The 24306-nt window shown below is 73.0% G+C and carries 23 protein-coding genes; 15 read left to right on the forward strand and 8 right to left on the reverse strand.

Annotation, left to right across the window (positions count from 1 at the left end; all coding sequences use genetic code 11):
• Positions 1 to 57 precede the first annotated feature (57 nt).
• Positions 58 to 321: a DUF6703 family protein gene (locus tag ACN27C_RS15880; protein WP_120568528.1), complete on the reverse strand. Its 264-nt coding sequence runs from the start codon at positions 319 to 321 to the stop codon at positions 58 to 60.
• A 27-nt stretch (positions 322 to 348) separates the two neighbouring features.
• On the opposite strand from ACN27C_RS15880, the gene ACN27C_RS15885 reads away from it, so the two are divergent.
• The 5 genes from ACN27C_RS15885 to dusB all read left to right on the forward strand — a co-directional run bounded on the left by ACN27C_RS15885 (position 349) and on the right by dusB (position 5533).
• Positions 349 to 690: an antibiotic biosynthesis monooxygenase family protein gene (locus tag ACN27C_RS15885; protein WP_120568529.1), complete on the forward strand. Its 342-nt coding sequence runs from the start codon at positions 349 to 351 to the stop codon at positions 688 to 690.
• Positions 691 to 784: 94 nt separating this feature from the next.
• Positions 785 to 1258 (forward strand): hypothetical protein, encoded by a 474-nt coding sequence (locus ACN27C_RS15890; protein WP_120568530.1) that lies wholly within the window; start codon positions 785 to 787, stop codon positions 1256 to 1258.
• Positions 1259 to 1371: 113 nt separating this feature from the next.
• Positions 1372 to 2751, forward strand: coding sequence for a glycine--tRNA ligase (locus tag ACN27C_RS15895; RefSeq protein ID WP_120568531.1), 1380 nt, complete (start codon positions 1372 to 1374; stop codon positions 2749 to 2751).
• 156 nt (positions 2752 to 2907) lie between these two features.
• A complete protein-coding gene (locus ACN27C_RS15900) occupies positions 2908 to 4332 on the forward strand; it encodes an MFS transporter (protein ID WP_252454470.1) in 1425 nt (474 codons plus the stop codon).
• Between the two features lie 37 nt (positions 4333 to 4369).
• Positions 4370 to 5533 carry a tRNA dihydrouridine synthase DusB gene (gene dusB / locus ACN27C_RS15905; protein WP_121685356.1) on the forward strand — a complete coding sequence of 388 codons (1164 nt, stop codon included), beginning with the start codon at positions 4370 to 4372 and terminating at the stop codon, positions 5531 to 5533.
• A 56-nt stretch (positions 5534 to 5589) separates the two neighbouring features.
• On the opposite strand, the gene ACN27C_RS15910 is transcribed toward dusB, so the two are convergent.
• Together ACN27C_RS15910 and ACN27C_RS15915 are read right to left on the reverse strand one after the other, a co-directional pair.
• Positions 5590 to 6237 (reverse strand): C39 family peptidase, encoded by a 648-nt coding sequence (locus tag ACN27C_RS15910; RefSeq protein WP_091421647.1) that lies wholly within the window; start codon positions 6235 to 6237, stop codon positions 5590 to 5592.
• A gap of 676 nt (positions 6238 to 6913) precedes the next feature.
• Positions 6914 to 8779: a beta-N-acetylhexosaminidase gene (locus ACN27C_RS15915; protein ID WP_422751491.1), complete on the reverse strand. Its 1866-nt coding sequence runs from the start codon at positions 8777 to 8779 to the stop codon at positions 6914 to 6916.
• A gap of 310 nt (positions 8780 to 9089) precedes the next feature.
• Between ACN27C_RS15915 and ppdK the strand changes: the two genes are divergently transcribed.
• The 9 genes from ppdK to ACN27C_RS15960 all read left to right on the forward strand — a co-directional run bounded on the left by ppdK (position 9090) and on the right by ACN27C_RS15960 (position 19247).
• Positions 9090 to 11798: a pyruvate, phosphate dikinase gene (ppdK, locus tag ACN27C_RS15920; RefSeq protein ID WP_422751492.1), complete on the forward strand. Its 2709-nt coding sequence runs from the start codon at positions 9090 to 9092 to the stop codon at positions 11796 to 11798.
• A 117-nt stretch (positions 11799 to 11915) separates the two neighbouring features.
• A complete protein-coding gene (locus tag ACN27C_RS15925) occupies positions 11916 to 12269 on the forward strand; it encodes a VOC family protein (RefSeq protein WP_120568537.1) in 354 nt (117 codons plus the stop codon).
• Between the two features lie 220 nt (positions 12270 to 12489).
• On the forward strand, positions 12490 to 13716 hold the full coding sequence (locus tag ACN27C_RS15930; RefSeq protein ID WP_358172296.1) for a deoxyguanosinetriphosphate triphosphohydrolase: 1227 nt from the start codon (positions 12490 to 12492) through the stop codon (positions 13714 to 13716).
• Positions 13717 to 13755: 39 nt separating this feature from the next.
• Entirely contained in the window at positions 13756 to 14592 is an 837-nt protein-coding gene (locus ACN27C_RS15935) for a siderophore-interacting protein (RefSeq protein ID WP_358172298.1), read from the forward strand.
• Positions 14593 to 14663: 71 nt separating this feature from the next.
• Positions 14664 to 15638, forward strand: coding sequence for an ABC transporter ATP-binding protein (locus tag ACN27C_RS15940; protein ID WP_422751493.1), 975 nt, complete (start codon positions 14664 to 14666; stop codon positions 15636 to 15638).
• Positions 15635 to 16486 (forward strand): ABC transporter permease, encoded by an 852-nt coding sequence (locus ACN27C_RS15945; RefSeq protein WP_120568541.1) that lies wholly within the window; start codon positions 15635 to 15637, stop codon positions 16484 to 16486. The genes ACN27C_RS15940 and ACN27C_RS15945 overlap by 4 nt, the downstream gene beginning before the upstream one ends.
• Positions 16487 to 16496: 10 nt before the next feature.
• Positions 16497 to 16742, forward strand: coding sequence for a helix-turn-helix transcriptional regulator (locus tag ACN27C_RS15950; RefSeq protein ID WP_013287928.1), 246 nt, complete (start codon positions 16497 to 16499; stop codon positions 16740 to 16742).
• Positions 16743 to 16815: 73 nt separating this feature from the next.
• The gene (gene dnaG / locus ACN27C_RS15955) at positions 16816 to 18711 is read left to right on the forward strand and encodes a DNA primase (RefSeq protein ID WP_121684103.1); all 1896 of its coding nucleotides are present in this window, start codon (positions 16816 to 16818) and stop codon (positions 18709 to 18711) included.
• On the forward strand, positions 18711 to 19247 hold the full coding sequence (locus ACN27C_RS15960; RefSeq protein WP_422751494.1) for a hypothetical protein: 537 nt from the start codon (positions 18711 to 18713) through the stop codon (positions 19245 to 19247). Before dnaG ends, ACN27C_RS15960 begins: the two co-directional genes overlap by 1 nt.
• Positions 19248 to 19250: 3 nt before the next feature.
• Here ACN27C_RS15960 and ACN27C_RS15965 read toward each other — a convergent pair whose 3' ends face one another.
• Entirely contained in the window at positions 19251 to 19625 is a 375-nt protein-coding gene (locus ACN27C_RS15965; RefSeq protein WP_013287925.1) for a type II toxin-antitoxin system VapC family toxin, read from the reverse strand.
• On the reverse strand, positions 19622 to 19876 hold the full coding sequence (locus ACN27C_RS15970; RefSeq protein ID WP_043329066.1) for a type II toxin-antitoxin system Phd/YefM family antitoxin: 255 nt from the start codon (positions 19874 to 19876) through the stop codon (positions 19622 to 19624). Before ACN27C_RS15970 ends, ACN27C_RS15965 begins: the two co-directional genes overlap by 4 nt.
• Before the next feature lie 108 nt (positions 19877 to 19984).
• Between ACN27C_RS15970 and ACN27C_RS15975 the strand changes: the two genes are divergently transcribed.
• Entirely contained in the window at positions 19985 to 20524 is a 540-nt protein-coding gene (locus ACN27C_RS15975) for a GNAT family N-acetyltransferase (RefSeq protein ID WP_422751495.1), read from the forward strand.
• Between the two features lie 48 nt (positions 20525 to 20572).
• Here the strand turns inward: ACN27C_RS15975 and ACN27C_RS15980 are convergent, their stop codons facing one another.
• From ACN27C_RS15980 to ACN27C_RS15990, 3 genes are read right to left on the reverse strand one after another with little or no spacing between them, the layout of a single operon-like run.
• On the reverse strand, positions 20573 to 21541 hold the full coding sequence (locus ACN27C_RS15980) for a TAXI family TRAP transporter solute-binding subunit (RefSeq protein ID WP_358172307.1): 969 nt from the start codon (positions 21539 to 21541) through the stop codon (positions 20573 to 20575).
• Positions 21538 to 21930, reverse strand: coding sequence for a roadblock/LC7 domain-containing protein (locus ACN27C_RS15985; protein ID WP_422751496.1), 393 nt, complete (start codon positions 21928 to 21930; stop codon positions 21538 to 21540). The genes ACN27C_RS15980 and ACN27C_RS15985 overlap by 4 nt, the downstream gene beginning before the upstream one ends.
• Positions 21927 to 24281: a nitrate- and nitrite sensing domain-containing protein gene (locus ACN27C_RS15990; protein ID WP_358055477.1), complete on the reverse strand. Its 2355-nt coding sequence runs from the start codon at positions 24279 to 24281 to the stop codon at positions 21927 to 21929. The genes ACN27C_RS15985 and ACN27C_RS15990 overlap by 4 nt, the downstream gene beginning before the upstream one ends.
• Between the last annotated feature and the right edge of the window lie 25 nt (positions 24282 to 24306).

A 24306-nucleotide genomic window follows, 5' to 3' on the forward strand; every position in this document is an offset into this window, starting at 1 on the left:
ACTATTGTCAAAAACGCATGATTGCATGTCAGCGCAGGTCAGCTCGGCTTCGTCAGGTCAGCCGACCATGAGCTTCGCCAGCGCCACCGCGATCAACAAGGTCAACATCACCAGCCGGAGCATCCGGGTCGCCGGGGCCTGCACCGGCCAGGTGACCGACATCAGCCAGACCAGCCCGCCGGCCAGCACGAGCAGCAGGACGCCGCCCGCCGGGCCGGGCGCGAACAGGCCGACAAGCACCAGGGCCAGCGCGGCCAGGAACACCGCCGTCGGGTTGAGCCGTGCCAACCGGGACAGCACGGGACTCTGCGTACGCTGCATGCCACAAACTCTACGAGGAGGAACGCCGTGCTGGTCACCAACCGGTTCGTGGTGGAAGCCGAAACGGTGGACGAGTTCACCCGTGCGGCGCACGCCGCGCTGACCGCGCTCGCCGCCCGCCCCGGCTACCTGCGCGGTGAACTGCTGCGGGCGCTCGACGATCCGGACCACTGGCTCCTGGTCACCGAGTGGGAGTCGGTCGGCGCGTACCGGCGGGCGCTCGGCGGATTCGACGTCAAGGTCACCGCCGTGCCGCTGCTCGCCCGATCGGTGGACGAGCCGTCCGCGTACGAGACGCTCGCCGGCGCCGCCCCCGAGGGGGAGATCGTCGTCGTCGCCAGCGATCGTGCCGCACGTCCGTATCGCTGAGTGCCGGGGCACTACCCTGGCGCGTATGACCGCTCCCGGACCGGCCGCGCCACCCCCGCCATCCGTTCCGCCCGCGCAGCCGGCGGACCCCGGGGTGCCCGCGCCGCCGCAGGGGCCCGGCGCCGCGCCGCCGTTCGCCGCCCCGCCCACCGAGGGCGGGCGGACCCGGCTGTGGCTCGGCCTCGGCGCGGGCGCGCTCGCCGTGCTGATCTGCTGCGGCGGGGGCGGCACGGCGGTGGTGGGTCTGGCGGTGAGCAACGCCCAGGCGATCGGCGAGCAGGGCCGGGCGGTCACGAACGACTACTACCAGGCGCTCGTGGCGCGGGAGTGGTCCAAGGCGTACGACACGCTCTGCGACGACATCCGCCGACGCGAGCCCCGGCGGGAGTTCGAGCGGCGGGTGGCCACCGAGCCGCAGATCTCCGGCTACCGGGTGGGCGAGGTCGACCTCACCACGCTCACCGTGCCGGTGGACGTCACGCTGGCCGGCGGCCGGCGGGAGGCGCAGACCGTGACGCTGGCGGCGGACCAGCAGACGGGCGGCGTGGAGGTCTGCGGGGTGAGCTGACCGGCCCCCGGTATTCTGCTGGGCTCGGGACGGACACGGTCGTACCGTTGTCCCGAACAGCCCGGTTCCATCCATCTCAACCGCGCCGACCGCCAGCCGGCGTAGGAGGAAACATGCCAGCCGACCGTATCGACGCCGTCACCAGCCTCGCCAAGCGCCGGGGTTTCGTCTTTCCCTCAAGCGAGATCTACGGGGGCACCCGGTCGGCGTGGGACTACGGTCCGCTCGGCGTCGAGCTGAAGGAGAACGTCCGCCGGCAGTGGTGGCGGACCATGGTGCAGCAGCGCGACGACGTCGTCGGCCTCGACTCGGCGGTCATCCTGGCCCGCAAGGTCTGGGAGGCCAGCGGCCACATCGCCGAGTTCGTCGACCCGCTGACCGAGTGCCAGTCCTGCCACAAGCGGTTCCGGGCCGACCACCTGGAAGAGGCGTACGAGGCCAAGCACGGCAAGCCGCTGACCTCGCTGACGGAGCTGAACTGCCCCAACTGCGGCAACAAGGGCACCTTCACCGAGCCGAAGATGTTCAACGGCCTGATGAAGACCTACCTGGGCCCGGTGGAGAGCGACGAGGGCATGCACTACCTGCGCCCGGAGACCGCCCAGGGCATCTTCGTCAACTACAAGAACGTGGAGACGGTCGCCCGCAAGAAGCCGCCGTTCGGCATCGCGCAGACCGGCAAGTCGTTCCGCAACGAGATCACCCCGGGCAACTTCATCTTCCGGACCCGTGAGTTCGAGCAGATGGAGATGGAGTTCTTCGTCGAGCCGGGCACGGACGAGCAGTGGCACGAGTACTGGCTCTCCGAGCGCTGGAACTGGTACCTCGACCTGGGCCTGTCCGAGGAGAACCTGCGCTTCTACGAGCACCCCAAGGAGAAGCTCTCCCACTACTCGAAGCGCACCGTCGACATCGAGTACCGGTTCCAGTTCGGCGGCACCGACTTCGCCGAGCTGGAGGGCATCGCCAACCGCACCGACTTCGACCTGTCCACGCACAGCAAGCACTCCGGCGTCGACCTGTCGTACTTCGACCAGGGCAAGGGCGAGCGCTGGATCCCGTACGTGATCGAGCCGGCCGCCGGCCTCACCCGCGCGGTGCTGGCGTTCCTGCTCGAGGCGTACGACGAGGACGAGGCGCCGAACACCAAGGGCGGCGTGGACAAGCGCACCGTCATGCGCTTCGACCCGCGGCTGGCCCCGGTCAAGGTCGCGGTGCTGCCGCTGTCGCGCAACGAGGCGCTGTCGCCGAAGGCCAAGCAGCTCGCCGCCGACCTGCGCAAGCGCTGGGTGGTCGAGTTCGACGACTCGCAGGCGATCGGCCGCCGCTACCGCCGGCAGGACGAGATCGGCACGCCGTTCTGCGTCACGGTCGACTTCGACACGCTCGACGACAACGCGGTCACGGTCCGGAACCGGGACACCATGGCCCAGGAGCGCGTCTCCCTGGACCAGGTCGAGCGCTACCTGATCGAGCGCCTGCCCGGCTGCTGACGTCTAACGAAGAAGGGCGCCGTCGCCGACGGCGCCCTTCTTCGCGTCTCCCGGACCGGACGACAGGTCGACGTGTCTGAATCCCGCGAGCCCGTTGTCGTTAGCCGGCGGGAGCGCCGGGTAGCAGATCCCTCACCGGCAGCGGAGGGGGGCGAGATGCGGCAGGCGACCACCGGACCGTCCGCCACCCCGGCGCCCGCGGTGGTGGCGCATCGATGGCCGACCGCGCTGGTCCTGGCCAGCGCCATGTTCCTGGTGCTGTTCGACAGCCTGGCGGTGGCCACGGCGCTGCCGCGCATCGGTGCCGAGTTCCGCCTCGGCCCGGACCGCCTCCAGTGGGTCGTGACGCTGTACTCGCTGAGCATCGGTGGCCTGCTGCTGCTCGGGGGCCGGCTCTGCGACCTGTGGGGGCGACGCCGGCTGATCGTCGTCAGCCTCGCGCTGGCCACTCTCGGCTCGGCCCTGGCCGGGCTGGCGACCGCGCTGCTCCCGCTGCTGCTCGGCCGGGTGCTCCAGGGCGTCGGCGCGGCCCTCGCCATCCCGGCGACACTGGCGTCGGCGGCCACGTTCTTCCCGGACGAGCCGTGGCGCAGCCGGGTGTTCGCGGTGGTCGCCGCCGCCGCGAACACGGCCGGTCTGGCCGGGGCGATCGTCGGCGGCCTGATCACCTCGCACCTGGGCTGGCGCTGGGTCTTCCTGGCCACCGTGCCGGTCGGACTGGTGGCGATGGTGGCGGCCCGGGTGCTGCTGCCGGTGAGCCGGCCTGAACCGGGCGGCCGGCAGCGGCTGGACCTCGCCGGGGCGGTCCTCGCCACCGGCATGCTGCTCGCGCTGATCTTCGGCGCGAACCGGATCGCCGAGTCGGGTCCGGACCCGGTCGCGCTCGGCGCGGTCGCCGCCTCCGGAGTGCTGCTGTTCCTGCTGGTGCGCGTCGAGCGGCGGGTGGCCGATCCGCTGGTCCGGCCGGCCCTGCTCCGGTCGCGCCCGCTGGTCGCCGGTTGCCTCGCCTTCGCCGCCCACTCGGCCGCGTACGCGGTGGTGGTGGTCGTGGGCAGTCTCTACCTCCAGGAGGTCCACGGCCTGTCCCCGGCGGGCGCCGGGCTGGTGCTGGCCCCGGTGCTGCTCGGCGCGCTGGTCAGCGCCGCTCCGGCGGGCGCGCTGATCCGCCGGTTCGGCGCGCGGCGGGTCGTCGCGGTGGCGCTGGCCCTGTGCGCGGTCACGCTCGCGCTGGTGGCGGTCAGCGCGGGCGGCCCACTGATCCTCGTGACGACGATCCTGGTCGCCTGGGGGCTCAGCGCCGGTCCGATCTACGTCGGGCTGACCCGGGTCTGTGTCGGTGACGCGCCGCCGGGCGACCAGGGAACGGCCTCGGCGGTGTTCGAGTCGACCACCCACGTGGCCGGGGCCATCTCCGTGGCGGTCTTCCTCACGTTGCTCGCCGCCGGGGTCGGCTACGGCGTCGTGCAGTTCGTCGGCGCCGTCGCGGGCGGGCTGGGCGTCCTCGCGCTGCTGCTGATCATGCCGGCGGGAGAGCCCGGGACCGCGCCGAAGCCCGCGCCGCAGCGGGTGGACGCCCGGTAGGCGTCGATACCCGAGAACGCCTCCCTACACTGGTCAGGTGACTGCCCCGACCCTGCCCGCGTTGACCATCGGCCCGCACCGGGTGTGGCCGCCGGTGGTGCTCGCGCCGATGGCCGGGATCACCAACGTCGGCTTCCGCCGGCTCTGCCGCGAGCAGGGCGGCGGCATCTACGTCTGCGAGATGATCACCACCCGGGCGCTCGTCGAGCGGAACCCGAAGACGCTGCGCATGATCGCCTTCGGCGCCGAGGAGCAGCCCCGCAGCCTCCAGCTCTACGGCACCGACCCGGAGATCACCGCCGCCGCCGTACGGATCGTGGTCGAGCGCGACCTGGCCGACCACATCGACCTCAACTTCGGCTGCCCGGTGCCCAAGGTGACCCGCAAGGGCGGCGGCTCGGCCCTGCCGTGGCGCCGCCGGCTGTTCGCCCGGCTGGTCAAGGCCGCCGTGGATGCCGCGTCACCCGCCGGGGTGCCGGTCACGGTCAAGATGCGCAAGGGCATCGACGACGACCACCTGACGTACGTCGAGGCGGGGCTGGCGGCACAGGACGCGGGCGTCGCGGCGGTCGCCCTGCACGGGCGTACGGCCGCGCAGCGCTACTCCGGCACCGCCGACTGGGACGCGATCGCCACGCTCAAGGCGGCGCTCGACGTGCCGGTGCTCGGCAACGGCGACATCTGGGAGGCCGACGACGCGCTGCGGATGGTCGCGCACACCGGCGTCGACGGCGTGGTGATCGGGCGCGGCTGCCTGGGCCGGCCGTGGCTGTTCGCCGACCTGGAGGCCGCGTTCAACGGGAGCCCCGCGCGGCGGCTGCCCAGCCTCGGCGAGGTCGCGATGACCATGCGCCGGCACGCCGAGCTGCTGGTGGAGCAGTTCGTGGCCGGCGCGCGCAACCCGGCCCGGGGTGAGCGGGACGGCTGCACCGACTTCCGCAAGCACGTCGCCTGGTACCTGAAGGGCTTCCCGATCGGCAGCGAGCTGCGCCGCTCGCTCGCCATGATCGAGAGCCTGGCCCAGCTCGACGACCTGCTCGGCAAGCTCGACCCGGCCGTACCGTTCCCGGTGGAGAACCTCGGCCAGCCACGTGGCCGCACCAACTCCCCGGGCAAGGTCTTCCTGCCCGACGGCTGGCTGGCCAGCCGCGACGACGACACCCCGCCGGACGGCGCGGAGCTGGACGACTCCGGCGGCTGAGAGACGCCGAAGGGCCCGACCCCGTTCGGGGTCGGGCCCTTCGCTGTGCCGATGTGTCAGGAGCTGTAGCCGCGGCTGGCGATCCAGTGCGCCAGGGCGTCCACGTCCATCCGGTACGAGGCCTGGTCCGGGTTCGCCGAGTCGGCGATCGTCACGACCTTGCCGCCGTCGCGGTAGCCGACCACGCTGATGTAGTGGCCACCCTCGAACGAGTGGGTGTTGCCGTCGGTGTCGGTCGCGGTGCCGGCGATGTTCGCCACCACGGCCCGGCCGTCGTCCACCGTGCGCACCACGTCGGCGCGCAGCTTCTCCACCTTCTCACCGGCCTTGTCCACCGGGATCTCGGTCGACTTGTAGACGTCCTTGCCGGTCTCCTTGTTCAGCACCGGGGTGATGTCGTTGATGGAGTTGGTGCCGTCCTCGGTGGTGCCCATCTCCTCGGCCATGGCGTGCACGTCGATGTTCTTGCCCTGCACGCTCAGCGCGTTACGGGCCGCGGCCGGGCCACAGAAGTAGAAGTTCGGCTGCGCCTCGTAGCGCACGCCCAGCTCACGCTCGCCGTGCTTGCGGTCGTTGGTGACGACCTGGGCGGCGCGCTCGGCCGGGGTGGCCTGGGCGGCGATGGCGGGGCCGGCGATGCCACCAGCGGTGGCGGCGATACCGGCGACGGTCAGAGCGGTCTTGCGCAGCAGAGTGGTAGCCATGATCAGTTGCCTCTCTGTCGGGGGTACGCGGCGATGGGGGATGCCGCGAAGAAAGATCAGGTGGCCCGGTACGTGCCTCGGGCCGGTGGCTCGTCCGGGCGGCCAGGGGGTTGGCCTGCTCCGGCGTCCCGGCCTGATTCCCGGCCCGTCGGGCGGGCGGTCGGCGGGTGCGGCGCGGTCTGCCATGTACAACGCCCCGCACCCACCCCCGATTCCATCCCACCGGTGACCCCGACCACCCCGAACCCGGACACCGACCCCATCGGGGCTGCCCCGACACCAGACCCCGGGCCGCTCCGGGTCCGCCCGGCCCTCGGGCCAGACCTCACCACTTCGTTGATCAAGGAGTTTGTGTCCGTCTGGGGCCTCGCGGCCGGCACAAACTCCTTGATCACCGCTGCGATGAGAGGAGGAGTGGGTCCCCGGATCCCCACTCGGCGCCCGAGTTACGAGGGCTGGCCCGGGTCGGGCTTCGAGATCTTGGTACGTCCGCGCCCCTCCGAGGGCCGTTTCGTACCAAGATCTCGCGAATCGGGCGTGCGGCACGCGCCGTCACGCGCCGTCCGCGCACCCGCCCTGGATCGCTGCGTCGATCATGAGGTTGGCGGCAGTTCGTGTCCGGTTTGTCGCCGTCAACTTCATGATCGACCCAGCGAGGGCGAGGGCTGGTGCGGGGTCAGGGGGTGGTGGGGGTGGTGTGGGGGGTGGGTTGGGTGGGGATGCCTGGGGTGGTGGGGGGCCAGGGGAGTTCGGGGGAGGGGTGGAAGGTGATGCCGGCTGTGGTCCAGCGCGGGCCCTGGGCGGCCAGCCGGCTGCGGAACCGGGACCAGTCGTGCGTCTCGCGGGGTGACCAGCCGAGTTCGGCGACCGCGGGCAGGCGCGGGAAGAGCATGAACTCGACCTCGGCGATCGTCGTGACCGACTCGGTCCACAGCGGCGCCTCCACACCCAGCACCGCCTCGGCCGGCACGCCCCGCACGTGCCTGGCCGGATCCCACTCGTACGCGCGGCGCACGTCGATCAGACCGGCCCAGTCGTGTCCGATCGGGGTATCCGGGGCGTACTTCATGTCCAGGTACGCGTGGTTGCCGGGGGACAGGATCAGCCGGGCGCCCCGGCGTACCGCGTCGGCGGTCTCCGGGTCGTCACCGTTCGTGCCCCACCACTGCAGGACGCGCCCGTCGACGTGTTCGGCCGGGGCGAGCTGGTGCCAGCCGACGACTGTCTTGCCGGTGGCGGCGACCAGCCGCTGCGCCCGCGCCACGAACGCGCGGTAGCTGTCGGCGGGCACCTTGAACGCCTCGTCGCCGCCGAGGTGCAGCCACGGCCCGGGCGTCAGCGCGGCCACCTCGCCGACCACGTCCGCGACGAAGGCGTACGTCCGTTCGTCGGCGGGGTCGACGAAGCTGAACCCGACCTCGGTGCCGGTGTACGGCGGCGGCGCGACCTTGCCGGGCGCCAGTTCGGGGTACGCGACCAGCGCCGCGTTGGTGTGGCCCGGCAGGTCGATCTCGGGCACCACTGTGACGTGGCGTCGGGCGGCGTACGCGACGATGCGGCGGTAGTCGTCCCGGGTGTACCAGCCGCCCGGGCCGTCCCCGACAGCGGTCGCGCCGCCGACCTCGGTGAGCCGGGGCCAGGAGTCGACGGCGATCCGCCAGCCCTGGTCGTCGGTGAGGTGCAGGTGCAGGTGGTTGAGCTTGTAGCGGGCCAGGTGGTCGACCACCCGCAGCACGTCCTCGACCGGGAAGAAGTGGCGGGCGACGTCGAGCATGGCGCCCCGGTAGGGGAAGCGCGGCCGGTCGACGATCGTGCCGCCGGGCACCGCCCAGCGCACGGCGACAGGGGCCGGGCTCTCGATCGGCGCGGGTAGCAGCTGCCGCAGCGTCTGCGCGCCGTGGAACAGCCCGGCCGGGGTGCCGGCGGTGATCCGGACGCCGCCGACGGTCACGTCGAGGCGGTAGCCCTCGTCCCCGAGCCCGGCGTCGTCCGGCCCGGCGGTGCGGGCCGTCGCGCCGGACGGCTCGCCGCCCGCCACATCAGCCGCCTCCCGGCCCGTGGACGCCGGCCCGGACGCGACCGCGCCGCTCGGCACGGCGGTGTCCGCCGGGGACAGCGTGAGCGTCAGCGGGCCGCCCTCGGTGGTGTCGGCGACCGGGAGCGGGAAGCCGGTGGCCGGGCGCAGCCAGCCGGCGAGCTGTTCGGCGACGTCCCGCGCGGCGGGGCTGACCCGCAGCACCGCGTCCGCGCTCAGCGTGAAGTCGCCGGCCGGGTCCGGGAGCACCTGCCCGGGTGCCGGCACCACGTCGCCCAGCCGGACCGCCGCCGGTCCGGCGAGCGCCCCGGCGGCCCGGCCCGCGGCGACCCGGGCCAGCTCGGCCGCGGGCGCCGGCACACCGGGCAGCCCTTCACCAGGGGTCGGCAACGAAGCCGCGGACGGCGCCGAAGCCGTGGACGGCGGAACTGCGCCGGAGGACGGGCTGGTGGGGCGGGTGTCGGTCGGCTCCGGCCCGGTCTCCGGGGCGGCGGGGTTGGTCTGCACGGCGACGACTCCGAGGGTGTATTCGCGCGGGATATGGCAAAGGTCAGGTTCCGCGAGATGCAGTGACGTCAAGAGTACGAGAGGACTCGGAATTGCGTGATCGTGCTCGTGGAAGCGTTCCCAAAAACCCGTACGAACGCGGATTGTGGTGACCGTTGTGCCGAAAGTCACCGAACGCTCCCAGGTTTCTCGAAACTCGCCTAGCCTTCGCCCCACCGACGCTGACGAGCCGGGATTACCGGTGGTCACTACCGGGGTATGTCCGAACTGAACCTTCGTTAAGTGTCAATGGCGCGCGTGGGAGGCTCTGGTGGCAGCGCACGATCCGGTCGAGCAGAAGTACGTCTACGACTTCGCCGAGGGCAACAAGGATCTCAAGGATCTGCTCGGCGGCAAGGGGGCCAACCTGGCCGAGATGACGAATCTCGGCCTGCCGGTTCCGCCCGGCTTCACGATCACCACAGAGGCCTGCAAGGCGTACCTGACGACCGGGCGCGAGCCGGACGGCCTGGCCGCGCAGATCGAGGCGCACCTGGAGTCGCTGGAGCGCGAGATGGGCCGGCGCCTCGGCGACCCGGACGACCCGCTGCTGGTCTCGGTACGCTCCGGCGCCAAGTTCTCCATGCCGGGCATGATGGAGACCGTCCTCAACGTGGGACTCAACGACCGAAGCGTGGTCGGCCTGAGCAACCAAGCGGGTGGGAACGACAGGTTCGCCTGGGACTCCTACCGGCGGCTGATCCAGATGTTCGGCAAGACCGTCTGCGAGGTGCCGGGCGAGGAGTTCGAGCACGCGCTGGACGAGATCAAGCGCGCCAAGGGCACGCACAACGACCTCGATCTGGACGCCGACGACCTGCGCGGGCTGGTCGACGCGTACAAGCAGATCTTCGCCAAGCACACCGGCCGCGAGTTCCCGCAGGAGCCGCGCGAGCAACTCGACCTCGCCATCCGCGCGGTCTTCGACTCGTGGAACGCGGAGCGGGCGATCCTCTACCGCCGGCAGGAGCGCATCCCGGCCGACCTGGGCACCGCCGTCAACGTGGTGACGATGGTCTTCGGCAACCTCGGCCCCGACTCCGGCACCGGCGTCGCGTTCACCCGCGACCCGGGCAGCGGGGCGCAGGGCATCTACGGCGACTACCTCGCCAACGCCCAGGGCGAGGACGTGGTGGCCGGCATCCGCAACACGGTGCCGTTGCAGGAGCTGGAGCAGCTCGACAAGACGTCCTACGACCAGCTGCTCGGCATCATGGCCCGGCTGGAGGAGCACTACAAGGACCTCTGCGACATCGAGTTCACCATCGAGCGCGGCAAGCTCTGGATGCTCCAGACCCGGGTCGGCAAGCGCACCGCCGCCGCCGCGTTCGTCATCGCCGGGCAGCTCGTCGACGAGGGCCTGATCGACCTGGACGAGGCGCTGCACCGGGTCAACGGCGCGCAGCTCGCCCAGCTCATGTTCCCGCGCTTCCAGCTCGACCACGAGTTCGAGCCGGTCGCCAAGGGCATCGGCGCCTCCCCGGGCGCGGCGTCCGGCAAGGTGGTCTTCACCTCGGCGCGCGCGGTCGAGCTGGCCGCCGAGGGGGAGTCGGTGATCCTGGTCCGCCGGGAGACCAACCCGGACGACCTCAACGGCATGATCGCCGCCAAGGGCATCCTGACCTCCCGGGGCGGCAAGACCAGCCACGCCGCGGTGGTGGCCCGCGGCATGGGCAAGACCTGCGTCTCCGGCGCCGACGAGCTGGAAGTGAACGTACCGGCGAAGAAGTTCACAGTGGGCGACCACGTGGTGAACGAGGGCGACGTGGTCTCGATCGACGGCACCACCGGCAAGGTCTACCTCGGCGAGGTGCCGGTCATGCCGTCCGAGGTGGTGCAGTACTTCGAGGGCGAACTCGACCCGGAGAACACCGACGACGCGCTGGTCCGCTCCGTACACCGGATCATGACGCACGCCGACGCCGCGCGGCGGCTGCGGGTCCGCACGAACGCCGACACCGGCGCGGACGCGGCCCGGGCGCGGCGCTTCGGTGCCGAGGGCATCGGCCTGTGCCGCACCGAGCACATGTTCCTCGGCGACCGGCGCGAGCTGGTCGAGCGGCTCATCCTGGCCTCCGGGGAACGGGAGCGGGAGGACGCGCTCGCCGCGCTGCTGCCGTTGCAGCGGGCCGACTTCATCGAGATCTTCCGCGAGATGGACGGCCTGCCGGTCACCGTGCGGCTGATCGACCCGCCGCTGCACGAGTTCCTGCCCCCGCTGGAGCAGCTCGCGGTGAACGTCGCGGTCGCCCAGGAGCGCGGCGAGGACGTCGCCAAGGAGGAGGCGCTGCTCGCCGCCGTGCGGCGGATGCACGAGGAGAACCCGATGCTGGGCCTGCGCGGCGTCCGGCTCGGCCTGGTCATCCCGGGCCTGTTCGCCATGCAGGTCCGCGCGATCGCGGAGGCCGCCGTCGCGGTCGTCCGCGACGGCGGCACGGCCTGCCCGGAGATCATGGTGCCGCTGGTCGGGGCCGTGCAGGAGCTGGAGACGGTACGCGCCGAGGCCGAGCGGATCATCGCCGAGGTGGTCGGGGACAGCGGCGTCGAGGTGCTGATCGGCACGATGATCGAGGTGCCCCGGGCGGCGCTGACCGCCGGGCAGATCGCCGAGGCGGCCGAGTTCTTCTCCTTCGGCACCAACGACCTGACCCAGATGGGCTGGGGCTTCTCCCGCGACGACGTGGAGGGCGCGTTCTTCTGGCGTTACCTGGAGCTGGGCATCTTCGGCATCTCGCCGTTCGAGTCGATCGACACCGACGGCGTCGGCCGGCTGGTCCGCATCGCCGCCGAGGAGGGCCGGGCGGCCCGTCCGGGGCTGAAGCTCGGCGTCTGCGGCGAGCACGGCGGTGACCCGGACTCGGTGCACTTCTTCCACTCCGTCGGGCTGGACTACGTCTCCTGCTCGCCGTTCCGGGTGCCGGTGGCCCGGCTGGAGGCGGGCCGCGCGGCCATCACCACCACGGGTTCGGACTCCCGCTGAGGAGGACGCGGGGTCGCCGGTGCCCGCCGGCGGCCCCGCGTACCGCCCGGCGCGCCTTTCCGGTCTCCTCGGCGTAACCTGAGCTTCCGCCGCGTGTCGATCAGGAGGGGTGTCCACATGACCGCCGTCTGGGAGAACCTGGTAGTCGACGCCCGGGATCCGTCCCGGCTCGCCAGTTGGTGGGCGGAGGCACTCGGCTATCAGGTGATCACCGACAAGCCGGACGAGGTGGAGATCCGCCGGACTCCCGACACGCTGCCCGGTCTCGTCTTCGTCCCGGTCGCCGGGCCGAAGGAGGGGAAGAACCGGCTGCACATCGACCTGCGCCCGGCCGACATGGAGGCCGAGGTGGAGCGCCTGGTCGACATGGGCGCCCGGCACGTCGACATCGGCCAGGGAGACGTGGAGTGGACGGTGCTCGCCGATCCGGAGGGCAACGAGTTCTGCGTGCTCCGGGAGCGCGAGGAGTGAGCCGGTCTTGCGAGCCCCGCAGTCGCGACCTTGGCGGTCCGGGAGCGCGAGGAGTGAGCCGGTCTTGCGAGCCCCGCAGTCGCGACCTTGGCGGTCCGGGAGCGCGAGGAGTGAGCCGGTCTTGCGAGCCCCGCAGTCGCGACCTTGGCGGTCCGGGAGCGCGAGGAGTGAGCCGGTCTTGCGAGCCCCGCAGTCGCGACCATCTGCGTATCCGGGAGAAATGAGCGACGCGGCGCGGCTGGTCGACGAGGCGCCCAAGGACACCGGGTACGGCCGGTCGCCGTTCGAGCGGGACCGCGCCCGCGTGCTGCACTCGGCGGCGTTCCGCCGGCTCGCCGCGAAGACGCAGGTGCACACCGCCGGGACGAACGACTTCCTGCGTACCCGGCTGACCCACTCGCTGGAGGTCGCGCAGATCGCCCGCGAGATGGGCGCCCGGCTGGGCTGCGACCCGGACGTGGTGGACACCGCCGGGCTGGCGCACGACCTGGGTCACCCGCCGTTCGGGCACAACGGCGAGTACGCCCTGGACGAGCTGGCCGCCGCCTGCGGCGGATTCGAGGGCAACGCGCAGACGCTGCGGGTGCTCACCCGGCTGGAGGCGAAGGTGTTCACCCCGGACGGGCGCTCGGCCGGGCTGAACCTGACCCGGGCCGCGCTGGACGCGGTCAGCAAGTACCCGTGGCCGCGTCGCCCGGGCGAGCGCAAGTTCGGCGTGTACGCAGACGACCGCCCGGTCTTCGACTGGCTGCGCGAGGGCGCCCCGCCCGGCGCCCGGCGCTGCCTGGAGGCCCAGGTGATGGACTGGGCCGACGACGTGGCGTACTCGGTGCACGACGTCGAGGACGGCATCCAGGGCGGGTACGTCGACCTGCGCCCGCTGCTGGCCGACGCGGACGAGCGGCGGGCCCTCTGCGCCGACGTGGCCGCCGCCTACTCCGGTGAGGCGCCGGAGGACCTGGGCGAGGTGCTCGCCGACCTGCTTGCCGATCCGGTGCTCGCGCCGCTGGCCGCGTACGACGGCAGCCACCGCGCCCTCGCCGCGTTGAAGGCAACCACCAGCGTGCTCACCGGCCGGTTCGTGGCCGGCGTGGTGGCCGCCACCGAGCAGCGCCACGGTCCGGGCCCGCACCGCCGCTACGCCGCCGACCTGGAGGTGCCGCGCCGGATCCGGGCGCAGTGCGCGCTGCTCAAGGGCATCGCGCTGCGGTACGTGATGCGCCGTCCCGGCGCCGAGGGCCGCTACGCCCGGCAGCGCGACGTCCTGACCGGGCTGGTCGCGGTGCTGCTGGACCGGGCGCCCGACGCGCTCGACCCGGTGTTCGCGCCGCTGTGGCGGGACGCGGCGGACGACGCCGCGCGGCTGCGCGTGGTGATCGACCAGGTCGCCTCGCTCACCGATCCGGCCGCGCTGGCCTGGCACGCCCGGCTGGTGTCGCCAAGCTGACCGGATCACCCCGGCGGAGCTTAGGCTAGCCTAAGCAGCATGACGGATCGCCCGAAGAAGCTCACCGCCGCCACGGTCGTCCGGACCACGCGGCCCACCCCACACCTGATCCGCCTGGTCCTGGGCGGCGCCGAGCTGGCCGGGCTGCCGGTGGGCGCGTACACCGACCACTACGTGAAGTTCGTCTTCCCGCCGGCCGGGGTGACCTACCCGTACCCGGTCGACCTGGCCACCATCAAGCGGGAGTTCCCGGCGGAGCAGTGGCCGCGCCTGCGCGCGTACACGGTCCGGGCCTGGGACGCCGCGGCCGGTGAGATGACAGTGGACGTGGTGCACCACGGCGACGAGGGTCTGGCCGGTCCGTGGGCGGCGGCGCTGCGTCCGGGCGACCGGGTGTTGTTCGCCGGGCCGGGCGGCGCGTACGCGCCGGACCCGGCCGCCGACTGGCACCTGCTGGCGGGTGACGAGAGCGCGCTGCCGGCCATCGCCGCCGCCCTGGAACGGCTGCCGGCGGGCGCGGCCGCCAAGGTGTACGTCGAGGTCGGCGGCCCGGCCGACGAGCTGCCCCTGACCAGCGCGGGCGAGGTCGAGGTGTGCTGGCTGCACCGGGACGGGCGTCCGTACGGCGAGCCGCTGGTCGAGGCGGTCCGGGCGCTGGAGTTCCCGCCCGGCCGGGTGCATGCGTTCGTGCACGGCGAGGCCGGCGCTATGAAGGAGCTGCGGCGGCTGCTGCGCGTCGAGCGCGGCGTGCCCCGGGGCGACCTGTCCATCTCCGGTTACTGGCGGCGCGGCATGGACGACGAGGGCTGGCGGTCCACCAAGCCGGCCTGGAACGCCGCCGTGGAGGCCGAGGAGGCCGCCGCCGTCGTGTCCTGACGACTCCCACCGCGCGTCCCGTGGTGAGTGGGTGTACCCCGGAATGTAGTAGAGGTGCTACATTCCGAGGCATGACTGCGGTCGAACTCCCGGGGCCCGTCGCGTCCCCCCGACCTCCCGACGAGGATCTCGTCCTCGACGTGCGGGATCTGCGTATGCGCTACGGCGCCGTCGACGTGCTGCACGGCGTCGACCTGACCGCCCGGCGGGGCGAGGTGGTGGCGCTGCTCGGGCCCAACGGCGCGGGCAAGACCACCACCATCGAGATCCTCGAAGGCTTCCGGGTGCCCTCGGCCGGCACGGTCCGGGTGCTCGGCGCCGACCCGGCGCGCGGCGACGAGCGGTGGCGCGCGCGGCTGGGCGTGGTGCTCCAGTCCTGGCGCGACCACGGCAAGTGGCGGGTGCGGGAGCTGCTGGCCCACCTCGGCGACTTCTACGCGCCGTACGCGACCGACCGGATCCCGCGCCCGTGGCCGGTCGACGAACTGCTGGCGACGGTGGGGCTGACCGCGCACGCCGGCAGCCGCGTGGCCCGGCTCTCCGGTGGTCAGCGCCGCCGGCTCGACGTCGCGGTCGGCATCGTCGGCCGGCCGGAACTGCTGTTCCTGGACGAGCCCACAGTCGGCTTCGACCCGGCCGCCCGGCGCGAGTTCCACGAGCTGGTGCACCGCCTCGCCGACCTGGACGAGACCACCATCGTGCTGACCACGCACGACCTGGCCGAGGCGGAGAAGCTGGCCGACCGCATCCTCATCCTGGCCGGTGGCCGGATCATCGCCGAGGGCTCGCCCGACCAGCTCGCCCGGCGCGTCGCTGGGGACGCCGAGGTGCGCTGGACCCGCGACGGCGAGCGGTACGTGCACGCCACCGCCGACGCCACCGCGTTCCTGCGCGACCTGCTCCGCGAGCACGGCGACCGGGTACGCGAGCTGGAGGTGCGCCGGGCCAGCCTGGAGGACGCGTACCTGGCGCTGGTGCACGAGGAGGAGACCGGCATCCGTACCGGCCGGGCCGAGCGGGTGTGGCAGCAGGAGGCGAACCGATGAACCCGACCACCAACGCGCTGCGGGCCGGGCTGCGGCGCGGCGTGATCGAGCTGCGCGCCACGTTCACCAACGGCCAGGATCTCTGGACCTACTTCTTCCCCACGGTCGTGCTGCTGATCGCCGTGTTCTGGATGCGCGGCTCGACCGTGCCGGGCACCGACTTCTCGCTCGGCGCCCGTACGCTGCCCAGCGCGCTCGGCATGGGCCTGCTCTTCGGTGGTCTGCTCGGGCTGGCCAACCAACTCGTCATCGACCGGGAGGACGGCACGCTGCTGCGCGCCAAGGCCATTCCGGACGGCATGCTCGGCTACCTGGTCGGCAAGATCGTCCTGGTGTCGGCGGTCGCGCTGATCGGCGTGGTCATCCAGCTCACGCCCGGGCTGTTCTTCCTCGACGGGCTGCGGCTCGGTGACCCCGGCGCCTGGCTCACGCTGGCCTGGGTGGTGCCGCTCGGGCTGGTGGCGACGCTGCCGCTGGGCGCGGTGATCGGCTCGCTGGTGGAGAACCCGCGCAACATGGGCCTGGTGGTGATGCCGATCTTCGGTCTCATCGCGCTGTCCGGCATCTTCTACCCGATCAACGGCCTGCCCGGCTGGCTCCAGGGCGTCGCCCAGGTCTTCCCGCTCTACTGGCTAGGCTTGGGCATGCGCTCGGCGCTGCTCCCGGGCGACCTGGCGGCTGTCGAACTCGGCGGCTCCTGGCGGCACCTGGAGACGGTCGGCGTGCTCGGCGCCTGGGCGGTGCTCGGGCTCGTGCTGGCCCCGGTGGTGCTGCGCCGGATGGCCCGCCGGGAGTCCGGCTCGCGGGTCGCGGCCCGGCGGGAGCGGGCCATGCAGCGGGTCGGATGAGAGGGCGTCGATGAGCGAGACCGTGCACAACCGCATCGCGGTGCTGCGCGCCGAACGGGGCATCTCCCGGCGGCAACTGGCCGACGCGCTCGGTGTGCACTACCAGACCGTCGGTTACCTGGAGCGCGGCGAGTTCCGGCCCAGCCTGCACCTGGCCCTGCGCATCGCCGCGTACTTCGAGGTGCCGGTCGAGGTGGTCTTCTCGATCGAGCCGTTCCCGCGCATCGGCGACCCCGCGGCGGCCCGCTCGGCCTGAGCCGGCGGGGACGGGCGTGGTCGGCCACACGCCCGTCCCCCCGGCCGCCGGAACGTCGGTCCGGCAGGGCAGGATGTACGCCGAGGGGGTGGCGGTCATGGCGGGGCGGATCCGGGACGAGGACATCGCGCTGGTCCGCGAGCGCACCGCCATCGCGGACGTCATCTCCGAGGTGGTGACGCTCAAGTCGGCGGGCGGCGGCAACCTCAAGGGGCTGTGCCCGTTCCACGACGAGAAGAGCCCGTCGTTCAACGTCTCGCCCGCCCGCAACGTGTTCTACTGCTTCGGCTGTGGCGTCGGCGGCGACGCGATCAAGTTCCTGATGGACGCCGAGCACCTCAGCTTCGTCGAGTCGGTCGAACGGCTGGCGGCCCGCGCCGGCATCCAGTTGCGCTACGTCGAGGACGACCGGTCCGCGCCGCGTACCCGGCCGCAGCAGGGGCAGCGGCAGCGCCTGGTGGCCGCGCACGCCGCCGCCGTCGAGTTCTACCGGGCCCAGCTCACCACCGCCGGCGCCCGCCCGGCCCGCGAGTTCCTCGCCGGGCGCGGCTTCGACCGGGCCGCCGCCGAGCGGTACGGCTGCGGCTTCGCCCCCGACGGGTGGGACCTGCTCACCAAGCACCTGCGCCAGCAGGGCTTCACCCACGACGAGCTGGTCACCGCCGGCCTGTCCCGCCCGGCCCGCTCCGGCTCGCTGATCGACCGGTTCCGCCGCCGCCTGATGTGGCCGATCCGGGACATCACCGGCGACGTGATCGGCTTCGGCGCCCGCAAGCTCTTCGACGACGACGACGGCCCGAAATACCTCAACACCCCCGAGACGCCGCTCTACAAGAAGTCGCACGTGCTCTACGGCATCGACCAGGCCAAGCGGGAGATCGCCAAGCAGGGCAAGGTGGTGGTGGTCGAGGGCTACACCGACGTGATGGCCTGCCACCTCGCCGACGTGCCGACGGCGGTCGCGACCTGCGGCACCGCGTTCGGCGGTGACCACATCTCGGTGCTGCGCCGGGTGCTGTTCGACAGCGACGAGCGGGCCGGCGAGATCATCTTCACCTTCGACGGCGACGCCGCCGGCCAGAAGGCCGCGCTGCGCGCCTTCGAGGACGACCAGCGCTTCGTCGGGCGTACCTTCATCGCGGTCAGCCCCGACAACATGGACCCGTGCGAGCTGCGCCTGGCAAAGGGCGACCTGGCCGTACGCGACCTGGTGGCCCGCCGCGAGCCGCTGGTGGACTTCGCGCTCCGGCACGTGATCAACCGGTTCGACCTGGACACCGTCGACGGCCGCGTCGAGGCGATGCGCCGCGCCGCGCCGCTGGTGGCGAAGATCAAGGACCGGGAGAAGCGCCCGGAGTACGTGCGCAAGCTCGCCGGTGACCTCGGCATGGAGATCGAGCCGGTGCAGCGTGCGGTGCTGGCCGCCGCGCACGGGCCGCAGGCCGGTGGCGCGCCCGCCGCACCCGCCCGCTCCGGCCCGGCCGCGCCGGCTGTGGACAGCCCGCGCTCCATGGTGGAGCGGGAGGCGCTGAAGCTGGCGCTGCAGGAGCCGGTCCTGGCCGGCCCGATGTTCGACGCGGTCGAGGCGACCGACTACCAGCACCCGGTGCACGTGGCGGTACGCGCCGCCGTGGCCGCCGCCGGCGGCGCGTCCGGCGCGACCGGCGGCGCGGTGTGGATCGAGCGGGTCCGCGACGCCTGCGACGACCTGGCCGGGCAGGCGCTGGTCGGTGAGCTGGCGGTGGAGCCGTTGCGCATCGACGGTGAGCCCGACCCGAGGTACGTCTCGATCACCATGGCCCGGCTCCAGTGGAGTTCGGTCACCGGCCGCATCCGTGACCTGAAGTCGAAGATCCAGCGGATCAACCCGGTGAGCAACAAGGACGAGTACTTCGCCCTGTTCGGGGAACTGCTCTCGCTGGAACAGCACGCACGGGCACTGCGCGAGCAGGCCGCCGGAGGTTTGTGATGGGTCTGTTCAACCGCCGGCCGAAACTGCCGTCAGCCGACCGGCCGCCGCTGGCCACCGACGAGCGTGTTCTCGCCTGGGCCGCGGCCGGCACCGGCGAGGGCGGCAACGACGGCGTGCTGGTCGCCAGCAACCGCGGGCTCTGGCTGCCCGGCCGGGTGGACCGTCTCGGCTGGCACGACATCCTCAAGGCGGTGTGGTCCGGCCGGGAGCTGACTGTCACCCCGGCCGAGCCGGTCGCCGAGCACGACGGCTACCTGGTGGTCGCGGACGGCCTCCCCGAGACGTACCTGCTCGTCGACCCGGGTGACCTGCCGCACCAGGTCCGGGCCCGGGTCACCGGCTCGGTGGCGTACACCTCGCACCACGAGGTGCCCGGCGGCTCCGGGCGGATCGCGGCCCGGCGGGTGTCCGGGGTCGACGGTCTGACCTGGACGGTCCGCTACGACCCGGGGACGCCGGCCGACGACGAGGCGGTGACCGCCGAGACCGCCCGGCTGGTTGCGGCGGCGCGCGCCGCCACCGCCCCCGCCTGAGGTCTACACCTTGAGGACGTCGACCTCGTAGAGCGGGATGGAGGCGTCGCGGGTGGCCAGGGTCAGGTTCTCCGTGATCGCCTGCGCCACCAGCATCCGGTCAAAGGGATCCCGGTGATGCGGCGGCAGGCGGCCTGCGGTGATGGCGTGGTCGTGGGTCACCGGCAGTTCACGGAACCCCATGTCCCGCACCCGTTCCGCGAGGTCGGGAGGACCGGAGAGCTTTCCCGCCTGCTGCTTGATGGTGATCTCCCAGAGGCTGACCGGGGAGAGGAAGACATCGGGGTCGTGGCGTAGCCGGTCGAGGAACTCGACGCCGAGGGTGGCGTCGCCGGTGATGGCCCAGAGTGCGACGTGGGTGTCCAGCAGCAGGGTCATGCGCCGATCCCGAAGTCGGCGGCGATCTCGGCGTTGGTCTGTGGCGAGTCCCAGTCACCCGAGAGGTCCACCTGCCCCGCGAGGGAGCCGATCGCCGTGCGGTCGGTCCGGCGCACCAGCGGTACGACCTTCGCCACAGGGGTGCCCGCCCGGTCGATGATGATCTCTTCGCCGCGTTCCACCCGCTCGATGATGCGCGACAGGTGGGTCTTGGCGTCATGCATGTTGTAGTGCACAGCCTCAGCCGACATGGCGCGACCTCCTGGGTTAGCTAAGTCTTTAGTTTAGGCATGTGGGGCGCCCGGCGGCGGCCGGATAATCCGGTCGAGTGGCTGCGGACCGGCTGTTAGCGTCGCGGCATGTTCGCCACCGACCGGGTCCGTCTGCGTACGCCCACCCCCGACGACGCGCCGGACATGTTCCGGCTGCACGGCGACCCGGAGCTGCACCTGGTCACCGACGACGAGCCGTTCCTGCCGCACCACGTCGGGCAGGTCCGGGCCCGGCTGGAGAAGCGAGCCGCCGAGCAGCCGGAGGCCGCCGCTCCGGTGTCGCTGCTGGCCGAGACCGTCGCCGACGGCACGTTCCTCGGCACCGGCGTGCTCTGGGGCATCAACGCCTTCAACGGGTACGCCCACCTCGGCATCACGCTGCTGCCGGAGGCGCGCGGCCAGGGCTACGGGACCGAGGTGATCCGGCTGCTCTGCCGGTACGGGTTCCGCAACCGCAACCTGCGCCGGCTGGAGATCGAGACGCTCGCCGGCAACACGGCCATGCGGCGCACCGCCGAGAGGTGCGGGTTCGTCCACGAGGGCACCCAGCGGGACCGCGAGTACGACGGCGACGGCTTCACCGACCTGGTGATCTACGGCCTGCTGCGGCGCGACTGGACGCCGTAGCGGGCGCGGCGCCGCCCGGGCTCGAACCGAGGCGGCACAGTCCCGCGCTCAGCCGGTGCGGTAGAACCGCTGCGCGCCCGGGTGCAGCGGGATCGGCCGGGTCGCCGCGGCGCTGGACCGGTTGAAGTTCGCCGCCTCCGGGTGCACCTGGATCAGCTCGCCCTGCCAGGTGAACAGCACCCGGGTCAGGTCGTACGCGAGCTGCTCGGGCATGTCCGCCGCCACCAGGATCACGTTCGCCACGGTGATCGTCGGCGTCGGCGCGGGCGTGCCGTAGACCTCCTTCGGCAGTGTCGCCGTGGTGTAGACCGCGCCGAAGCGGGCGCTCAACGGCTCGATCAGCTCGTCGAGCGGCAGCAGCCGGAACGTGCCGGGCGCGGAGGAGAGCAGGTCCTTGACGCCCGGTGTGGGCAGACCGCCGGAGAAGAACATGGCGTCCAGGCCCTTGGCGCGCATCCGCTTGACCGTCTCCGGCAGCGACAGGTTGAACCGCTGGATGTCCCGGTTCGGGTCGATGCCACCGGCGGTGAGCAGACGCCCGGCGATGATGTCGGTGCCGGACTTCGGCGAACCGGTGGAGATGCGCTTGCCGCGCAGGTCGGCGAAGCTGCCGATCTTGCCGTCGGCGCGGACGATCACGTGCGTGTAGTTGCTGTAGACCCGGGCCAGCGCCCGCACCGGCTGCGGCTGCTTGTCGAACGCCCCGCGCCCGTCGACCGCGTCCGCGGCCGTGTCGGCCAGGCTGAACGCGATCTCCATGTCGCCGCTCGCCACCCGGGTGATGTTCTCCACCGACGCACCGGTCGGCTCCGCCCGCGCCTCGTACCCGGGCAGGTGGCGGGTGATCAGGTCGGCGTACCCGCCGCCGAGCTGGTAGTAGACGCCGGTGGTGTTGCCGGTGGCCAGGAAGATCCGCCCGCCGTGCCACGCCTCAGGGGTGGCGTCCTCGGCCGCGCAGCCGGCCACCAGCACCGCCGTCATCAGCGCGGCCAGCAGCCGCAGCGGGCGGCCGGTCACCGTCGGACCGCCGGTTCCAGCGCCTCCGCCACCCGCTGCACCAGCGTCGCCGTCTCGTAGCCGATCTGGCCCAGGTCGCAGCCGGGCGCGGCGAGCACGCCGAGCAGCGCCCGCTCACCCACCGCCATCACCAGCATCACCCCGCCGTCCATGTCGACGATCTGCTGGCGTACCCGGCCCGCCGACATCAGCCGGGCCGCGCCCACGGTCAGGCTCGCCAGCCCGCTGATCACCGCCGCGAGCTGGTCGACCTGGTCAGGGGCGAGGTCCGGCGAGGACGCCAGCCGCAACCCGTCCTCGGAGACCGCGAGCGCGTGCGAGACGTCCGGCACCTGCTCGGCGAAGTTCGCCAGCAGCCAGTCCAGGCTGGCGGAGGACGGTGAGGTCATGATCTTCTCCCGTTGGGTGTGGTGGTGTTCGGGGCACGGCGGGTCGCGCTGGCCACCCCCTCGGCGAGGGCGGACAGCCGGGCACGTACCACTTCGGGGTCCAGCAGGTCGGTGGCCGGCGGCGGCGCGGCGGCGTCCGGCATCGGCCCGGGCAGGTGGCCGCCCACCTGCCGCCGGGGCAGCCCGGCGGCGGTGGTCGGGACGGGCGTCGGCGGCACACTCACCGGCCGGATCCGCGCCGTGCTCGGCGCCAGCAACGCGCCTCCGGGCGTGCGGACGGCGGCGACGCCGCGCACCGGGCCGACGGTCGTGGCGCTGGTGACGAGGCTGCGACTGCCGGCCGCCGGCCGTCCGGCGGGCCCGGACTTGAACCAGGCCGCGGCGCGCGGTCGCCGCTCCGCCGTCGGCCGCGACGCCACCGACTCGACCCGGGTCAGCACCGATTCCGGTACGTCGACCTGCGCCACAGTGCCGGTGCCCGGGTTGTGCAACTGCACCCGGATCCCGTGCCGGGCGGCCAGATGGGCCACCACGTGCAGGCCCATGCTGCCCGCCGCGGCGCTGGACAGCATGGCCGGCGCGGCCAGCCGCTCGTTGATCTCGGCCAGCCGGCTCTCGCTGACGCCGATGCCCTGGTCGTGGACACGCAACATCAGCCCGTCGACGGTGCGCCGGCCGTCGACGAGCACCCGGGCCTCGGGTGGCGAGTAGACGGTCGCGTTCTCCAGCAGCTCCGCCAGCAGGTGCACCAGATTGCCGGCCGCCGTGCCGTGCACCGCCGCGGTCGGCACGTCGATCTCCACCCGCGGGTAGTCCTCGATCTCGGACGCCGCCGCCCGGACCACGTCGTCCAGCAGCAACGCGCCCTCGTGCCCGCGGCCGGGCTCACCACCGGCCAGCACCAGCAGGTTCTCGCCGTTGCGGCGCAACCGGGCGGCGAGGTGGTCCAGCGCGAACAGACGGGCCAGCGCGTCCGGGTCGGTCTCCTCGCGCTCGAAGTCGTCGAGCAGCCGCAGCTGCCGGGTGATGAGCGTACGGATGCGCCGGGCCAACGCCTCCGCCATCCGGGTCACGTCCAGCCGCAACTCGGCCTGCTGCCCGGCCAGCCGCAACGCGGCCCGGTTCACCGTGTCGAACGCCTCGGCGACCTGCGCCACCTCGTCCCGGCCCCGGCGGATCCCGTCGGTCATCCGGGTCGCCGGGCCCTCCGCCGGGGTCCGCTCGCCCGCCGCGATCGCGGTGATCCGCTCCGGCAGTTCCCGGTTGGCCATGGTGAGCGCGGCCACCCGCAGCCGGCGCAACCGGCGGCTGGTGCGGACCGCCAGCAGCACGGCGGTGACGAGCGAGCCGAGCGCGACTGTGCTCGTCGCCCCGGCGGTGAGCACCGCACGCAGCCGGGCCGCCCCGGCCAGGTCAGCCGCGTCCCGGTCCAGCCCGTCGGACAGGTCCCGGCCGAGCAGGTTGTACCGGCGGATCGCGCCGCTCTGCGCCACGTACCAGGCGTCACCGTCGGTCTTCACCGTGCCCGGCGCGCCGTCGGAGTCGAGCACGGCGTCACGTATCCGGCGGGCAGTGGTCACGTCGGTGCCGTCGACCAGCCGGTACCAGGCCCTGTTCGCCGGTGCGGAGGCGATCCGCAGGAACTCGGCCTGCCGCTGCTCCCGGGCACCCCGCAGCCGGCCCAGCCGGGCCAGTTCGCCACTCTGCAGTCCACCCCGGACGAACACCGCCCGCAGCAGGTCGCGCTCCAGCGCGGACAGGTGCTCCTGGGCGGCCACCGCGGCCACCTCGCGCGCCTGGTTGGCCAGCTCGGCGTCGCGGAGCTGGCTCGGCAGCGCGTCCGCCACCGCGAGCAGCGACTCCACCAGCGACACGTACGCCGGGTCGCCGCGCTCACCGGCCAGCGCCAGGTCCCGGGTCGGCGCGAGCTGCTCCAGGCGCCCCCGCGCGTCGTCCAGCACCCCGGCCAGATTCGGCGCGGCCCGGCGCGCGTCACCCTGCGCCGAGCGGTAGCGGTCCACCGCCGTGTCCACCCGGCGGCGCTGCGCGTCCACGAGCGGGCGGCCGGACGTACCGCCGCGCTGGCGCAACGCGGCCGTCTCGCCCAGTTCGCGCTCCAGCTCGTGCACCAGCCGTACGGTCGCGGTGGCGGTGCCGGCCAGCACGCGGGCCCGGTCGGCGTCGGCGGACGCGTCGAGCGCGGCGTCGGTCTGCGCCGCCCCCAGCACGACCAGGCCGGCGGTGGCCACCAGGATCGGCGCCAGCAGTTGGACGCGGACCGAGCGGAGGCGTCCGGTGCGGTCCGCGGAGCGGTGATGCCGGCGTACGCGGGCCGGGTGGGGCAGCGGCACGGAGGTCTCCGGGTCGGGTCGGTGG

Source organism: Micromonospora sp. WMMD1219 (assembly GCF_049315215.1).
Taxonomy (GTDB): domain Bacteria; phylum Actinomycetota; class Actinomycetes; order Mycobacteriales; family Micromonosporaceae; genus Micromonospora; species Micromonospora tulbaghiae.

Bases quoted from the DNA above. Each gene is read 5' to 3' on its own strand.
- ACN27C_RS15880 (WP_120568528.1), bottom strand. From the start codon at position 321: ATGCAGCGTACGCAGAGTCCCGTGCTGTCCCGGTTGGCACGGCTCAAC.
- ACN27C_RS15895 (WP_120568531.1), top strand. From the start codon at position 1,372: ATGCCAGCCGACCGTATCGACGCCGTCACCAGCCTCGCCAAGCGCCGG.
- ACN27C_RS15900 (WP_252454470.1), top strand. From the start codon at position 2,908: ATGCGGCAGGCGACCACCGGACCGTCCGCCACCCCGGCGCCCGCGGTG.
- ACN27C_RS15910 (WP_091421647.1), bottom strand. From the start codon at position 6,237: ATGGCTACCACTCTGCTGCGCAAGACCGCTCTGACCGTCGCCGGTATC.
- ACN27C_RS15925 (WP_120568537.1), top strand. From the start codon at position 11,916: ATGACCGCCGTCTGGGAGAACCTGGTAGTCGACGCCCGGGATCCGTCC.
- ACN27C_RS15930 (WP_358172296.1), top strand. From the start codon at position 12,490: ATGAGCGACGCGGCGCGGCTGGTCGACGAGGCGCCCAAGGACACCGGG.
- ACN27C_RS15935 (WP_358172298.1), top strand. From the start codon at position 13,756: ATGACGGATCGCCCGAAGAAGCTCACCGCCGCCACGGTCGTCCGGACC.
- ACN27C_RS15940 (WP_422751493.1), top strand. From the start codon at position 14,664: ATGACTGCGGTCGAACTCCCGGGGCCCGTCGCGTCCCCCCGACCTCCC.
- ACN27C_RS15945 (WP_120568541.1), top strand. From the start codon at position 15,635: ATGAACCCGACCACCAACGCGCTGCGGGCCGGGCTGCGGCGCGGCGTG.
- ACN27C_RS15950 (WP_013287928.1), top strand. From the start codon at position 16,497: ATGAGCGAGACCGTGCACAACCGCATCGCGGTGCTGCGCGCCGAACGG.
- dnaG (WP_121684103.1), top strand. From the start codon at position 16,816: ATGTACGCCGAGGGGGTGGCGGTCATGGCGGGGCGGATCCGGGACGAG.
- ACN27C_RS15960 (WP_422751494.1), top strand. From the start codon at position 18,711: ATGGGTCTGTTCAACCGCCGGCCGAAACTGCCGTCAGCCGACCGGCCG.
- ACN27C_RS15965 (WP_013287925.1), bottom strand. From the start codon at position 19,625: ATGACCCTGCTGCTGGACACCCACGTCGCACTCTGGGCCATCACCGGC.
- ACN27C_RS15970 (WP_043329066.1), bottom strand. From the start codon at position 19,876: ATGTCGGCTGAGGCTGTGCACTACAACATGCATGACGCCAAGACCCAC.
- ACN27C_RS15975 (WP_422751495.1), top strand. From the start codon at position 19,985: ATGTTCGCCACCGACCGGGTCCGTCTGCGTACGCCCACCCCCGACGAC.
- ACN27C_RS15985 (WP_422751496.1), bottom strand. From the start codon at position 21,930: ATGACCTCACCGTCCTCCGCCAGCCTGGACTGGCTGCTGGCGAACTTC.